Origin of the sequence: Janthinobacterium sp. 75, from assembly GCF_004365495.1 — a bacterium.
Lineage (GTDB): Bacteria > Pseudomonadota > Gammaproteobacteria > Burkholderiales > Burkholderiaceae_D > Janthinobacterium.
The window spans coordinates 1312624-1326443 of the sequence record NZ_SORD01000001.1 but is presented as its reverse complement, the minus strand read 5'-3'; the positions used below and the strand labels follow the sequence as shown (position 1 = coordinate 1326443).

Sequence of the window (13820 nt, the reverse complement as noted above, 5' to 3'; positions counted from 1 at the left end):
TCCTTAAAAATTCAGGCCGGGCGACAACTTGGCCGGCATTTCCAATGCGCTGTTCTCGATCGAGGCGACCGGGTAGGCGCAGTAATCGGCCGCGTAATAGGCGCTCGGACGGTGGTTGCCCGACTTGCCGATGCCGCCGAACGGCGCCGTGCTGGCCGCGCCCGTGGTAGGACGGTTCCAGTTGATAATGCCGGCGCGCGCGCGAACCTGGAAGCTTTGCCACAAGGCCGGATCGTCGGACAGCAGCGCGGCGGCCAGGCCGAATTCGGTGGCGTTGGCGACCTTCAGGGCCGCGTTGAAATCGGCAACGCGGATCACCTGCAACAGTGGGCCGAACCATTCCTCGTCGGGGATGCCGGCAGCATTGGTGACGTCGACGATGCCGGCCGTGACAAAACCCGCCTCGGGATTCAACTGGCGCATCTGCAGCAAGGTGGTGCCGCCCTTGGCCACCATATCGGCTTGTGCCTGCACCAGGCGCGCGGCCACGGCACTCGATACGACAGGGCCCATGAAAGGCTGCGGCTGGGCATCAGAGGCGCCGATGCCCAGTTTCGCGGCCACTTCCACAAGGCGCGCCACAAACGCAGTGCCAAAGGCGTTATCCTGCACGACCAGGCGGCGCGCACAGGTGCAACGCTGGCCAGCCGAGACGAACGCGGAGAAGATCGCATGGTGCACGGCCGCGTCCACGTCCTTCACATCCCACACCACCAGGGCGTTATTGCCGCCCATTTCCAGCGCCAGCATCTTGCCCGGCTGGCCGCCGAACTGGCGATGCAGACTGATGCCCGTCTGGCAGGAACCCGTAAACAGCACGCCGTCGAGGTGTGGATTGGCGCCCAGGGCCACGCCCGTGTCGCGCCCGCCGTTGACGAGGTTGACGACGCCATTCGGCAAGCCAGCCTGCTGCCACAGCTGCACGGTTTTGATGGCAGTGCGCGGCGCATATTCGCTGGGCTTGAAGACGATGGTATTACCGGCGATCAGGGCCGGCACGATATGGCCATTCGGCAGGTGGCCGGGAAAATTGTACGGGCCAAACACGCCGAATACGCCATGCGGACGGTGGCGCAGCACGGCGTCGCCATCGGCGATCTTGCTTTGCGTGATGCCCGTGCGCGCGTTGTACGACTGCACCGAAATATCGATCTTGTTGGCCATGGTGGCCACTTCCGTGCGCGACTCCCACAAAGGCTTGCCCACTTCTTCCGAAATCAGCAGCGCCAGCGCTTCCGCATGCTCCTTCAGTAGTTCGCGAAAGCGCACGCAGATGGCGATGCGCTCCTCGACGGGCGTATCGGCCCATGCTTCGAAAGCGGCGCGGGCGGCCTGGCAAGCCTGCTCGACTTCGTTTTCCGTCGCTTCCAGGCTGGCCCAGGTCTGCTTGCCGTTCGACGGGTCGATGGTGAGCAGTTCGCGGCCAGTGCCTGGCAGCCAGGCGCCGTTGATGAAGTTCGATGCTGCGGTAGATGAATGAAGGTCGGACGATTTAGACATGGGGATGCTTCCTCGGGTTGAGTGACAAGGTGCGCACGGTGTCGCCGTTATGGCAGCGCAGCAGATGCAGTTCATCGTCATCGAGCGCGATCTTGCCGCTGTGCGGATTGGCGCTGGTGACGATCATGCGGAAATCTTTCAGGTCGGTGTTCGACACCAGGTAAGGCTCGGCTTGGGCGAGGTCGCCGCACACTTCAGGCGCAGCCTCGGCGTCGAGCACGGCCGGCATGCTGTCGCGCATGGCGCGCAGTTCGGAGACACGCGCCTGCAGCACGGGCCCTGCGTCGAAAATGTCGACATAACCTTCGAAGTGCAAGCCTTCCTGCTCCAGCAGGCGGCGCGCGGGCGCCGTGCTCAGATGCACCTTGCCGATCACTTCCTGCGCCTCGTCGGGCAGGTAGGCCACGTACATGGGCTGGCGCGGCATCAATTCGGCGATGAAGGATTTCTTGCCCAGGCTGGTCAAGTCGTCGACGTGGTGGAAATCCATCTTGAAGAAGTGGCGGCCCAGGCCTTCGTAGAACGGCGAGCTGCCGTCCGCTGCCTGGTAGCCGCGCATTTCCGCGATCAGCTTTTCCGTGAACAGGTGGGGGAACTGGGCGATGAACAGGAAGCGGCTCTTCGACAGCAGCTTGCCATTGTTGCCGCTGCGGTAATCGGGGTGCAGGAACAGCGAGCACAGTTCCGTGCTGCCCGTCAGGTCGTTCGACAGGTACAGCGTTTCCATGCGCGTAAACACGTCGAGCTCGCGGCTCGAATGGACCAGGGTGCCGATGCGGTAGTTATAGAACGGCTCTTCCAGGCCCACGGCGCCCTTGATGGCGCACACGCCGGCCAGGCGGCCCGTGTCGGTATCCTCCATGACAAACATGTAGTCGCGCTTTTCGGGCGGGATGGTTTCGGCGAACGAGGCGCAGGCAATGGCCAGGCGGTCGCCCAGCATTTTCATGTCCGGCTTGAGGGTGGTCATGCCGGTGCCGACCTGGCTGGCCAAGCCGTACAGGGCGTCCAGGTCAGAAGCGTTGATGGCGCGTACTACTAGCATAATGTTCTCTCGGTTAGATGCGCACGCAAATGACGCTGTCGCCTTCGGCCACGGCCAGCGCTTCAAGCAGCTCTGGCGGCAAGCCGACGGTGTCCTGCGCTTCGAGCGCATCGCAGGTAAAGGTGACGGCGCGGAAGTTGCGCTCCGCGCCCGACGCGACCGCGTAATGCACTTTCAGGCCCGTGCGGCTGGGCGTGACGCCTGCGACGACGCGGCGCGTGAGCGAGCCCGTAAACGAGCGCAGCGCATGCTTGTGCGCCTGCAGGATCGGACCGCCATCGAAGATGTCGATGTAATCGTCGGCTTCAAAGCCTTCTTCCGTCAGCAAATTGAACGCCAGTTCCCCGCTCGGGTGGATCTGGCCCATGGCCGCCTGCGCGTCGCCGGGCAGCAGCGGCACGTACACGGGGTAGTGCGGCATCAGTTCGACGATCAGGGTGCGGTTGCGGGCGCCGCCGATGACTTTTTCGGCATCGAGGAAATCCATCTGGAAGAACTTTCGGCCCAGCGCATCCCAGAATGGCGACTGGCCGTTGGCATCCGTGATGCCGGCCAGCGGCACGAAGAAGCGGTCGCCAAAGCGGTGCGGTGCCAGCACGGCGAACAGCAGCCGCGCTCGCGACAGCAGGGCCGCTTCCAGGCCCGCCTGCTCCATATTGCGCACGTAGAAGCCGGACAGCTGCGAATACGCCGTCAGCTCCGAACACAGGGTCAGCGCATGCACGCTATGGCTGATGTTCAGGTCACGCGAGACTTGCTGGATGACGTCGTTTCGAAAGGAAAAATAGGTGCCGTTCGAGCCAGCCGAGGCGAAGATGGCGGCCGTGCCGGCAATGCTCTTGTCGAGCAGGGATTCAAGCACGAAGAGATACGACTCTTCGCTGGGGATGTCGACATGGGCGGCAAACGAGGCGATGGAGCGCTCGACGGAGGCGGCGATTTTTTCGCGCGTCTTCGGCAGGGTATGGACACCCGGCATGGTTACCGCGGCCAGCGCTTCGAGGGCTGCAATATCCGCAATTTCTACCGGACGGACAACATACATGGGTACTCCTTCAATGCTGACGATGCTGGGGTAGAACCAAGCCGGCCCGCAGCAAAGCGGCGGGCCGGTGATAGTACGGGGGTAAGACTAGCCTCAGGCTTTCAGCAGGCCGTCGATGGCCACGCGCAGCAAACGGCCCGCTTCGGCGATCTGCTCGTCCGAGACGATCAGGGCAGGCGCCAGGCGCACCACGTCCATGCCGGCGATCAGCACCATCAAGCCTTGCGCTTCGGCCGCTTTCTGGATGTCTTTCGCGCGGCCCTTGAAGGCATCGCTGACTACCAGGCCCAGCAGCAAGCCGCTGCCGCGCACCACGGAGAACACTTGCGGGTAATCCGTGATCAAACCTTGCAGCATGGCGATGGTGTTGACGCTCGCTTCCTTGACGCGCGCCAGGAAAGCTGGCGTGTTGATCGTTTCGAGCACGGTCAGGGCCACGGTGGCGGCCAGCGGATTGCCGCCGTAGGTGGTGCCGTGGGTGCCGACGGCCAGGGTTTGCGCCAGTTCATTGGTGGTCAGCATGGCGCCGATCGGGTAGCCATTGCCCAGCGCCTTGGCGGCCGTCAGGATATCCGGCGTGACGCCGTAGCCCATGTAGGCAAACAACGCGCCAGTGCGGCCCATGCCGCACTGGACTTCGTCGAAAATCAGCAGGGCGCCGGTCTTGTCGCACAGGGCGCGCAGCTCCTTGAGGAACTCCGGATTGCCCGGCACCACGCCGCCTTCGCCTTGTACCGGCTCGACGATCACGGCGCACACGTCATCGCCGATGGCGGCGCGTGCCGCTTCGATATCGTTGTAGGCGATGTGGTCGATCGATGGTGGCAGCGGCTCGAAGCCTTCCGTGTACTTGGCCTGGCCGCCGACGGAGACGGTAAACAGGGTGCGGCCGTGGAAAGAGCTGAAGCACGAGATGATGCGCGACTTGTGCGCGCCAAACTTGGTGTGGGCGTATTTGCGCGCCAGTTTCAGGGCCGCTTCGTTGGCTTCCGCGCCAGAGTTGCAGAAGAAGGCGCGGTCGGCGAAGGTCGCTTCCGTCAGGGCCAGCGCCAGACGCAGGACAGGTTCGTTGGTGTAGCCGTTGCCCAAATGCCACAAATTGTTGATTTGCTTGGTCAGCACGTCAACCAGGGCCGGATGGCAGTGACCCAGGCTGTTGACGGCGATGCCGGAGGTGAAATCGAGGTAATGCTTGCCTGACTGGTCCCACAGATCCAGTCCGGAACCGCGCACGGGCACCATGGCGGCAGGGGCGTAGGTAGGAACGAGGACCTGGTCAAAGGTTTCCCGTGTGACTGGACGAGCCGTTACGGTCGAATCAAGCTTGGCATTCATAGCATTTCCCCATCAATATGTTAGGTACTCCGCAGCTACGACAGCTACGTGTGTACTGCATTATAAAAAGCGGGATGCTAAAACTCTTTTGAATCTGCGACAAGGATTTTCACAATTCATCACAGCTGTGCTTACCGCACGATAGTGCGAAATACATAACGCCTGGCGAAATCGTAGCGAACGGCAGTAAGTTGTGGCTGAGAAGCGGCGCTGTGCGAAGCACGGAGCCGCCGAGGCAGTGAGCATCGGAGGCCGCAAATCGCGACGCGCAGCAGATTTCACCAGACGTTAGACCGGCGGCATCAGCTTGCGCTGTCGCTCTTCGCGGGGGGTATTGCCAAACAGGGTGCCAAACGCCGTGGAAAAGTGCGAGCCGGAAGAAAAGCCACACATCAGACCGACTTGCACGATGGAATAATGCGTATCGAGCAACAGTTGCCTGGAGCGCTGCAGGCGCAGTTCCAGGTAGTAGCGCGATGGCAGGCTGCCCAGGTATTGCTTGAACAGCCGTTCCAGCTGGCGCCGCGACAGGCCCACCAGGCTGGCGATGTCGTCGGTCGACAGCGGCTCCTCGATATTGGCTTCCATCAAGGTGACGGCTTCGGACAACTTCGGCTGCAGCACGCCGAAACGCGCCTGCAAAGCCACGCGCTGGCGCTCTTCCTTGCCGCGCACCTTGTCCACGCACAACGCTTCCTTGACGAGCGCCTGCACGTCGGCGCCAAACACGGTCTCGATCAGGGTCAGCGAAAAGTCGATGCTGGCTGCGCCGCCGCAACAGGTGATGTGGGGGCCGTCGATGTCGAACAGGTGCGGCGTCAGGATGGCCCGCTCTGCCTTCGCTTCCGCATCGGCGTACAGGGCCCAAGGCAAGGCGATGCGCACGCCATCCATGACGCCCGCGTCTGCCAGCCACAGCACGGCCGCGCCCACGCCGCCCCAGAATGGTGCCGAACGGCAGCGTTCGATCACCGCCCGGCACAACTCGGCACGCAGCGGCGCTTCCGTTTCATCGGCCACCAGCAATGCGATATGCCAGTTGCCGCCCTGCGCGGCCACCTGCTCCGGCGTGCGCACGTCCAATTGCAATGCACCGGGCCCCAGCGCCCGCGCACACAGGCGCAGCGGCTGCACCAGGCCGGCCCAGGTGATCGACTCGGCATCGCCGGCATGGACCAGCAACAGGCGCAGCGGCTTGTCGAGGCCGATACGGGAAAGATTAGCGAAGGACATCGGCGAGGCGGACCAGGGGCAAGGACTGAGTTGCCCACATGATACCGGACTTCCGCCCCATCCAGCCCCTCATGCAAGGGCGCATCCTGGCGCGGCGGAAAAAAGCGGAGCGGAAGGATATAATCCCCCCCATGGGTGAACGATATTTAAAAAGTATCCGGCTGCTGGCCGAATGCATGCAAGGCTTCGAGCGGTTTTCTAGCGACTTCGTGCGCCAGTACGGCTTGACGCATGCGCAATTCGACATCATTGCCACGCTCGGCAACACCTGCGGCATGTCCTACAAGGAACTGGGCCAGAAAACCCTGATTACCAAGGGCACCTTGACGGGCGTGGTAGACCGGCTGGAGCAAAAGGGGCTGGTGGTCCGCGAACGTTGCACGAAAGACAAGCGCTCCTACTTCGTGCGCTTGAGCTGCGAAGGCGAACAAGTGTTCCATGACGTGTTCCCCAAGCTGACAAAGCAGGGCCAACGCCTGTTTGACGGCTATACCGAAGACGATTTCATGCGCCTGGAAACCACCCTGTCGGGCTTGAAACACGCCATCGCCAACGGCCACAGTTGACAATTCACCAAGCACAGACATTCAAACAAGACAAAGGAAACCAAGTTGAAAACCACACTGCTCGACGGCAAAAAGCCTGCTCATTTCGATAAACACATCATCGGCAACCTGCTGCTCAACGCCAGCACGCCGGAACTGGTACGCCAGGAAAAACTGATCATCGGCGTGCGCAACGAAGACGGCGAAATCTACCGCCTGATCGGCGCCACCAAGCACAACAGCTTTATGAATGCCGTCGAAGAATTGTTCGATCTGGGATTGACGGATGAGCTGGAAGACAGCGACGAGCTGGTCGAAGGCTGCGATGCGATCTTCAGCGAAACTCTGTAGTAGGGCTTAACAAGACCTGCTGCGCGTTGCGCTTTGCGGCCTGCGATGCTCACCGTACTAGCTTGCGGTTGCGCTTCCTGGCCACAAATCCCATGCGCTGGCGATGGTCCTGTTCAGCACTTTAAGCATCGCTGCCATTGAAAAGGCATGCCGCTGATCCAGCCGCATGCCTTTTCCCGTTTACGGGGCTTTGCTTGTCTTTTACTTGCTTGTTTGCGAAAAGATCATGGTTAAAAAGTTCCGCACGGAAATATTGCGAGTATAATTTTTTCAATGAACAGACTCGACGCCTTTAAAAGCATCGCCGCACAAGCCGCTCGTGGCGAGCTGACCTTTCCTGCCAACGTGGCCGCTTCGCTCAAGCTGCAAGAGGCACTGAGCGATCCCGACTGCCATATCGAGGCCGCTGCCAAGCTGGTGCAAGCCGACCCGCTGCTGGCAGCGCGCACGGTGGCCATCGCCAATTCGGTGGCGTTCAACCGCTCCGGCAACGAAATCACCAGTGTGCGCAACGCCGTGCAACGGCTAGGCGTGCGTACCCTGCAATCGGTGGTGGCATCGCTGATCGTGCGCCAGCTAGGCAGCACCATCACCGATCCCGTGCTGCAGGCGAAGGCCAACCAGTTGTGGGAACATACTGCCCACGTAGCTGCCCTGTCGCAGGTACTGGCGCGCCGCGTCACCAGGGTGGACCCCGATACGGCCCTGTTTGCCGGCATCATGCATGAGGTGGGCGGCTTTTATCTGCTGTCGCGCGCGGCCGAATTCCCCGGCATCCTCGATGGCGAACCGGAGGACTGGGTCGAACATGGCGAACAAGCCATCGGCCATGGCGTCCTGACCAAACTGAAGGTGCCGGAAGCGGTAATGGGCGCCATCGATGCGCTGTGGGAAGGCTTGCGCGCCATCCCGCCCGAATCGCTGGGCGATACCCTGCTGCTGGCGAATGACCTGGCGCCCGTCTCGTCGCCCCTCAACGAAAGCCCGGCCGCCATCGCCGTGCGGGCCGCCCGCGCCGCTGGCAGCATCGATTGCGTGATCGGCGATGCGACCCTGTCGAGCATCATGGAAGAATCGAACGATGAAGTACAGTCGCTGCTGAAGGTGCTCGTGCACTAATCCTGTTTTACCGGCACTGGCGGCATGATCGGCACTCCTGGCGCCGGCTGCGGCACGTCGACGATCAGCACATGCTTGTCCATGGCCTGCTTTCCCCGCTTCTGCTGGATGACTTGCGTGGCGACAGCGCGGGTACTCCATAGTGGCTTCGGATGGCGTGGCATGAACATGGCGTACCTGCTGAAAGTGGGATGCGCCCCATATGTGCAGCGATTATCAACTTATCAAGGCACTTTTCAAGCGCCGGACAAAAAACCGCTCGAAAGCGGAAAAAAAAACCCGCTCGAAAGCGGGTAAAGTCCAAAGCTAGGGATGTCCTGAAAGAGACAACCCTATCTTATGCGGTGCGTCGCACCGGCTCCGTGCGCTGGCACACTTAGCGAGCACATTATCCCGGCAACAGCTCCACGTCCGTTTCCTGCCAGGCACGCAACTGGCGCACGCGGGCGAACCACGCCTGGATATGCTGGTACTGCGCCAACGGCAGCCGTACGGCCTCGCTGTACATCAACGGCGCGGCCACGCCAAAATCGGCCAGGGTCACATCGTCTCCGCTGAGCCAGCTGCGCTGAGCCAGATGCGTGTCCAGCACCACGGCGCACTCATGCAGTTCGCGCTCGCCGCGCGCCTCTTCCAGCGGGTCCGCCGGACCATTGCCCGTCATACCTTTCCACGCGCGCTCCCAGGACAGCACGCTGATGGCGGGAGCGAAATGCTGCGTGGCCCAGAACAGCCAGCGATTGACGTCGGCGCGGGCCTGCGGCGCCTGCGGGTAAATCGTCTGGCCCGGTACCTGCTCGGCCAGGTATTGCATGATGGCGCACGATTCCCACAGCAGGAAAGCGCCATCGGCCAGCACGGGCACTTTGCCGTTCAGGTTCAGTTCGGCCAGGCGGCGGCGGTCGTCCGCATTCATCAGGTCGACTTCGGCCAGTTCCAGAGGCAGGCCGAGGTGGATCGCCGTCATCCGGGCGCGGCGGGCATTCGAGGACATGGGGTGGTGATACAGACGCATGATGGAGTACTCCGGTGTGTGAAGAAGCCACCATCGTAGAACCAGTCACTGACAGTTTTTGTCAGGAGCATGGCCTAGGTCTCCGGGTCGCTAGCTTTCCGGATCAATATCGTGCGCCTTGCGCCAGGTGTCGAGCAAGGCGTGGCGGCGCGTGGGATAGCGCTCCTCGTGCCGCTGCACGCTGGCGATGCGGTCGATGCGGAAATGCCGGTAATCGCCGCGCAGCTCGCACCAGGCCGCCAGCAGGCGCTTGCCTTCAAAAAAGGCCAGGGCAAAGGGCCATACCGTGCGCGAACTGGCGCTGCCATGCTCATCCTGGTAAGCCAGGGTAAGCTTCTGTTCATAACGGATGGCCTCGCGCACCGGCTGCACGTAAAGGTCGGCCGGCTGCGCGCCATCGGCGGGACGCCCCAGCGGCACCCACAGGCTGGTGTCGGCCATGCTGTCGCGCAAGTCGCGCGGCGAAGCGGCCGCGATCTTCGCCAGGGCATTGCTGGCCGCCTGCGCCAGGCCCGCATCGCCCTGGCGGCGCACCCATCGCGCGCCCAGCACCAGCGCCTCCAGTTCATCGGCGCCGAACATCAGCGGCGGCAAGAAGGCGCCACGGCGCAGCACATAGCCGATGCCCGCCTCGCCCTGCAGGGGAGCGCCCAGTTCGGCCAGCGTCTGGATATCGCGGTAAATCGTGCGCTCGGAGACCCCCAGCTGCTGCGCCAGCTGGGCCGCCGTGACGGGCACGCGCCTGGCGCGCATGGCGTCCATCAGCAGGAACAAACGGCCACTGCGGCTCATGGACAGTCCTGCAATGCCTGGTCGCCCATGACCAGGGCTGACAGGGCTGGCACGTACAGATAGCCGTCGGGCGCCAGGCGCGCCGCGCGCGGCCCCTCTTGCACTCCCGCGATGCCGTAACAGCGCTGCAAGCGGCCTGCGGCGGGCCACCAATAGATGGCAGCATCCTGGTCGGGAAAGCGCTGGCGCACGCTATCGGCCTGCGCCGCCACCTGCCGGAAATCTCGGTAAAAGGCCGGAGCTATGCCCAGCTCCGCCGCAAAGGCTGCTTCCAGCGCCGCCACCTGCGCCCGTTGCGCGGCCAGCGCCGCTGTTTCACGGTCCAGCTCATCGGCCGGCACGCCCGCCTCGCTCAGGCTGCGGCGCATGTGCTGCGGGCCTTCCTGCGCGCGCAGGAAGGCCGTGTCCTGCAGCGCCAGCACGGCGGTGCCGGGAATGCTTTTGCGCTGCGCGGCCGGGAAAACGTACAGGGCGCAGCTGCCGGCGCACACGGTGTCGATGGCGAGACTCCATTGCCGCTGGCGCAGGTAGCGCCCCAGCAGCATGGCCGCCTGCGGGTCACCGCCATGGCTATTGATGCGCAGCATGGTTGTCCCTGGCGTGGCCAGCTGCCTCAGCTTGTCCACATCGCCCTCGGCGATGGCGCCGCCCAGGGCGATGGTATCGCTGGCCACACGGCTCAGTTCTGCGGCACTGGCCAGCATACTGATACCCGTCATGATGCCCATCAAGATAAAACGCTTCATCGTCATCCGTCACAAAAAAAAACGACCACCGCAAGGGTGATCGTTCTTCCATTCAACATGCAGAAAGCTGTGCTTACACCACGGCGCCGTCGGTTTCGTCTTTTTCCTTGACCGGCTTGATCAAGTCTTCGCGCTTGACGCCCAGCCACATGGCGATCGAGGCCGCGACGAATACGGACGAGTAAATACCGAAGCAGATACCGATGGTCAGCGCCAGTGCGAAATGGTGCAGGGTCTGGCCGCCGAAGACCAGCATCGACAGCACCATCATCTGGGTGGAACCGTGGGTGATGATGGTACGCGAAATGGTGCTGGTGATCGCGCTGTCGATCACTTCATGCACGGAAGCCTTGCGCTGCTTGCGGAAGTTTTCACGGATACGGTCAAAGATCACCACCGATTCGTTGACCGAGTAGCCCAGCACCGCCAGGATCGCGGCCAGTACCGTCAGCGAGAATTCCCACTGGAAGAAGGCGAAGAAGCCCAGGATGATGACCACGTCATGCAAGTTGGCGATAATCGCCGAAACGGCATATTTCCATTCGAAGCGCACGGCTAGGTAAGCCATCACGCCCAGGATCACCATCACCAGCGCGTTCAAGCCGTTCTGCGTCAGTTCGTCGCCTACTTGCGGTCCGACGAATTCGACTTTCTGCAGCACCAGCGCTTCATTACCGGCAGCGTCCATGCACGCGCTCTTGAGCACATGCTCGCCCTTTGCAGTGACAGTGTCGATTGCCTTGGTCGTGCCTTGCTCGGCCTTGCACAGCGCGTCAAACACGCGCTGCGACGTGTTGGCGGCGCTGACGCCTTTTTCCACCGGCAGGCGGATCATCACGTCGCGCGCCGTATCGAAGCTGGTCACGCCTGGCTCTTCATAGCCCATGGCGATGAGGCTGCCGCGTATGCCTTCGAGATTGGCCGCCTTGGGGTATTTCACCTCCATCAGGGTGCCGCCCTTGAATTCCACGGACAGGTGCAAGCCCTTGTGGAACAGGAAGAAGACGGCGGCAAGGAAGGTCACGGCCGAAATCACGTTGAAAATCAACGCATGGCGCATGAAGGGAATATCTTTTTTGATCCGGAAAAATTCCATGAAATCCTCTGAGTTCTATTCTGTGCGTCCGGCGGCTGGGCCGCCGGATGCTATCGCTGTTGTCGCTATTGGCTAAGGCTGGACCGCCGCTTATTTGCTGGTGCCCGGCACCCACACCGTGCCGATCGACAAGGTCGTCAGCTTTTTCTTGCGGCCATACCAGAGGTTGACCACGCCGCGCGAGACGAAGACGGAGGAGAACATCGAGGTCAGGATGCCCAGGCAATGCACGACGGCGAAGCCGCGCACCGGGCCGCTGCCGAAGGCCAGCAGCGCCAGGCCGACGATCAGGGTGGTCACGTTCGAGTCGAGAATCGTAGCCCAGGCGCGGTCGAAGCCGGCGGCGATCGCCGCTTGCGGCGTATTGCCGGCGCGCAGCTCTTCGCGGATACGTTCATTGATCAGCACGTTGGCGTCAATCGCCATGCCCAGTGCCAGCGCGATAGCGGCGATACCTGGCAAGGTCAGCGTCACCTGTATCATCGACAGCAAGGCGATCAGCAACAGCAAGTTGGCGGCCAGAGCCAGCACGCTGAAGGCGCCGAACAGCATGTAGTAGGCGATCATGAAGATGGCGATGGCGATGAAGCCATACAGGGTCGAATGGAAGCCCTTGGCGATGTTTTCCGCGCCCAGTTGCGGTCCAATCGTGCGTTCCTCGATGACGGTCATCGGTGCGGACAAGGCGCCCGAGCGCAGCAGCAGCGCCAGTTCGGTGGCATTTTCCGCGCCGCCCATGCCCGTGATCTGGAAGCGCGAACCGAGTTCCTGCTGGATGGTCGCGACCGACAGCACTTCCGGCTTGCCCTTTTCAAACAGCACGATGGCCATGCGCTTGCCCACGCGTTCGCGCGTCGCTTCGCGCATCTTGCGCCCGCCGTCGCCGTTCAGGTCGATCGACACGGCCGCTTGCTGGTTCTGGTCGAAGCTGGCCGTGGCGCTGGAAATGTAGTCGCCCGTCAGGATCACGTCTTTCGACAGCACGACAGGTACGCCCTTGCCAACCGTAAACAATTCCGAGTTGAACGGGATGGCGCTCGACAGTTCCGTGCCAGGCACGATGGTTTCATCGACCAGGCGCACTTCCAGGGTGGCCGTGCGGCCGATGATGGCTTTCGCGCGGGCCACGTCCTGCACGCCAGGCAGTTGCACCACGATGCGGTCAGGACCTTGCTGCTGGATCAACGGCTCAGCCACGCCCAGCTCGTTGACGCGCTTGGACAGGGTGGAGATATTCTGTTTTACGCCTTCATCGATGGTGGCTTTCAAGGCCGTCGGCTTGAGCGTGATGTTCAGTTTCAGGTCGCTGCCTTCGCCCGCATCGGCAAACGCCAGTTCCGACATCTGGTCGGACAGCACATTCTTGGCCTTCAGGCGCGTTTCCGCGTCGCGGAAGTTGATTTGCACGCTGTCACCCACACGTTCAATGCCGGCGTGGCGGATATTCTTGTCGCGCAACACGCTACGCGCGGCGGACTGTACGCCCTGGATTTTCTTGTTCAGTACGGCTTTCGCATCGACCTGCATCAGGAAGTGCACGCCACCGCGCAAATCCAGGCCCAGGTACATGGGCAAGGCATGCAATTTTTGCATCCACATCGGCGTATTGGCTTGCAGGTTGACCGTCACGATGTAGGCGGGGTCGGTGGAATCGGGGTTCAAGTCCTTTTCCAGCGCCAGTTTTGCCTTGAACTGGGTATCGGGATCGGCAAAACGCACGCGCACGGAAGCGAGATTGCCAGCGCCATCCATGGTGACACCTTCCGACTTGACGTTCTCTTTCGTCAATATTTGCTCGACTTGCGTCATCAGCTCGCCCGTCACTTTGACAGTCGACTTGCCGCTGGTTACTTGCAGCGCCGGTGACTCACCGAAATAATTGGGCGCCGTATAGAGTGCGCCCAGCAATAAGGCGACGACGATGAGGATGTATTTCCAGGCAGGATAGCGATTCATAGTGATTCAGCGTTCAGTGTTGAGCGTCGGAGGCGTCGCGAG

Annotated in this window: 14 protein-coding genes; 3 read left to right on the top strand and 11 right to left on the bottom strand. The window is 62.1% G+C overall.

Annotated elements, in window-relative coordinates; translation table 11 throughout:
• Positions 1 to 3: 3 nt before the first annotated feature.
• The 5 genes from astD to C8C89_RS06080 all read right to left on the bottom strand — a co-directional run bounded on the left by astD (position 4) and on the right by C8C89_RS06080 (position 6158).
• Positions 4 to 1500 (bottom strand): succinylglutamate-semialdehyde dehydrogenase, encoded by a 1497-nt coding sequence (astD, locus tag C8C89_RS06100; protein WP_133989135.1) that lies wholly within the window; start codon positions 1498 to 1500, stop codon positions 4 to 6.
• A complete protein-coding gene (gene astA / locus C8C89_RS06095) occupies positions 1493 to 2545 on the bottom strand; it encodes an arginine N-succinyltransferase (protein ID WP_101483069.1) in 1053 nt (350 codons plus the stop codon). Before astA ends, astD begins: the two co-directional genes overlap by 8 nt.
• 13 nt (positions 2546 to 2558) lie before the next feature.
• On the bottom strand, positions 2559 to 3590 hold the full coding sequence (locus tag C8C89_RS06090; protein WP_099376231.1) for an arginine N-succinyltransferase: 1032 nt from the start codon (positions 3588 to 3590) through the stop codon (positions 2559 to 2561).
• 93 nt (positions 3591 to 3683) lie between these two features.
• Positions 3684 to 4925, bottom strand: coding sequence for an acetylornithine/succinylornithine family transaminase (astC, locus tag C8C89_RS06085; RefSeq protein WP_101483070.1), 1242 nt, complete (start codon positions 4923 to 4925; stop codon positions 3684 to 3686).
• 288 nt (positions 4926 to 5213) lie between these two features.
• A complete protein-coding gene (locus C8C89_RS06080) occupies positions 5214 to 6158 on the bottom strand; it encodes a helix-turn-helix domain-containing protein (RefSeq protein WP_101483071.1) in 945 nt (314 codons plus the stop codon).
• A gap of 131 nt (positions 6159 to 6289) precedes the next feature.
• Here C8C89_RS06080 and C8C89_RS06075 point away from each other — a divergent pair, with 131 nt between their 5' ends.
• The 3 genes from C8C89_RS06075 to C8C89_RS06065 all read left to right on the top strand — a co-directional run bounded on the left by C8C89_RS06075 (position 6290) and on the right by C8C89_RS06065 (position 8173).
• A complete protein-coding gene (locus C8C89_RS06075) occupies positions 6290 to 6724 on the top strand; it encodes a MarR family transcriptional regulator (RefSeq protein ID WP_243857914.1) in 435 nt (144 codons plus the stop codon).
• Between the two features lie 45 nt (positions 6725 to 6769).
• Positions 6770 to 7054, top strand: coding sequence for a hypothetical protein (locus tag C8C89_RS06070; RefSeq protein WP_101483072.1), 285 nt, complete (start codon positions 6770 to 6772; stop codon positions 7052 to 7054).
• A gap of 273 nt (positions 7055 to 7327) precedes the next feature.
• On the top strand, positions 7328 to 8173 hold the full coding sequence (locus C8C89_RS06065) for an HDOD domain-containing protein (protein ID WP_101483073.1): 846 nt from the start codon (positions 7328 to 7330) through the stop codon (positions 8171 to 8173).
• Here C8C89_RS06065 and C8C89_RS26905 read toward each other — a convergent pair.
• The 6 genes from C8C89_RS26905 to secD form a co-directional block, all read right to left on the bottom strand.
• Positions 8170 to 8343 (bottom strand): hypothetical protein, encoded by a 174-nt coding sequence (locus tag C8C89_RS26905; RefSeq protein ID WP_166674677.1) that lies wholly within the window; start codon positions 8341 to 8343, stop codon positions 8170 to 8172. The genes C8C89_RS06065 and C8C89_RS26905 overlap by 4 nt on opposite strands.
• Positions 8344 to 8561: 218 nt before the next feature.
• Positions 8562 to 9188, bottom strand: coding sequence for a glutathione S-transferase family protein (locus C8C89_RS06060; RefSeq protein WP_133989134.1), 627 nt, complete (start codon positions 9186 to 9188; stop codon positions 8562 to 8564).
• Positions 9189 to 9278: 90 nt separating this feature from the next.
• A complete protein-coding gene (locus tag C8C89_RS06055) occupies positions 9279 to 9980 on the bottom strand; it encodes a YafY family protein (protein WP_166674676.1) in 702 nt (233 codons plus the stop codon).
• Complete coding sequence (locus C8C89_RS06050) at positions 9977 to 10726, bottom strand: hypothetical protein (protein WP_133989133.1); 750 nt, start codon at positions 10724 to 10726, stop codon at positions 9977 to 9979. The genes C8C89_RS06055 and C8C89_RS06050 overlap by 4 nt, the downstream gene beginning before the upstream one ends.
• A 73-nt stretch (positions 10727 to 10799) precedes the next feature.
• Positions 10800 to 11822, bottom strand: a complete 1023-nt coding sequence (secF, locus tag C8C89_RS06045) for a protein translocase subunit SecF (RefSeq protein ID WP_133989132.1) — start codon at positions 11820 to 11822, stop codon at positions 10800 to 10802.
• Positions 11823 to 11912: 90 nt separating this feature from the next.
• Complete coding sequence (secD, locus tag C8C89_RS06040) at positions 11913 to 13778, bottom strand: protein translocase subunit SecD (RefSeq protein WP_133989131.1); 1866 nt, start codon at positions 13776 to 13778, stop codon at positions 11913 to 11915.
• Positions 13779 to 13820: the final 42 nt, after the last annotated feature.

What these genes read in the sequence shown, in the direction of transcription:
- astD (WP_133989135.1), bottom strand. Translation starts at nt 1,500, where the DNA reads ATGTCTAAATCGTCCGACCTTCATTCATCTACCGCAGCATCGAACTTC.
- astA (WP_101483069.1), bottom strand. Translation starts at nt 2,545, where the DNA reads ATGCTAGTAGTACGCGCCATCAACGCTTCTGACCTGGACGCCCTGTAC.
- C8C89_RS06090 (WP_099376231.1), bottom strand. Translation starts at nt 3,590, where the DNA reads ATGTATGTTGTCCGTCCGGTAGAAATTGCGGATATTGCAGCCCTCGAA.
- astC (WP_101483070.1), bottom strand. Translation starts at nt 4,925, where the DNA reads ATGAATGCCAAGCTTGATTCGACCGTAACGGCTCGTCCAGTCACACGG.
- C8C89_RS06080 (WP_101483071.1), bottom strand. Translation starts at nt 6,158, where the DNA reads ATGTCCTTCGCTAATCTTTCCCGTATCGGCCTCGACAAGCCGCTGCGC.
- C8C89_RS06075 (WP_243857914.1), top strand. Translation starts at nt 6,290, where the DNA reads ATGGGTGAACGATATTTAAAAAGTATCCGGCTGCTGGCCGAATGCATG.
- C8C89_RS06065 (WP_101483073.1), top strand. Translation starts at nt 7,328, where the DNA reads ATGAACAGACTCGACGCCTTTAAAAGCATCGCCGCACAAGCCGCTCGT.
- C8C89_RS26905 (WP_166674677.1), bottom strand. Translation starts at nt 8,343, where the DNA reads ATGTTCATGCCACGCCATCCGAAGCCACTATGGAGTACCCGCGCTGTC.
- C8C89_RS06060 (WP_133989134.1), bottom strand. Translation starts at nt 9,188, where the DNA reads ATGCGTCTGTATCACCACCCCATGTCCTCGAATGCCCGCCGCGCCCGG.
- C8C89_RS06055 (WP_166674676.1), bottom strand. Translation starts at nt 9,980, where the DNA reads ATGAGCCGCAGTGGCCGTTTGTTCCTGCTGATGGACGCCATGCGCGCC.
- C8C89_RS06050 (WP_133989133.1), bottom strand. Translation starts at nt 10,726, where the DNA reads ATGAAGCGTTTTATCTTGATGGGCATCATGACGGGTATCAGTATGCTG.
- secF (WP_133989132.1), bottom strand. Translation starts at nt 11,822, where the DNA reads ATGGAATTTTTCCGGATCAAAAAAGATATTCCCTTCATGCGCCATGCG.
- secD (WP_133989131.1), bottom strand. Translation starts at nt 13,778, where the DNA reads ATGAATCGCTATCCTGCCTGGAAATACATCCTCATCGTCGTCGCCTTA.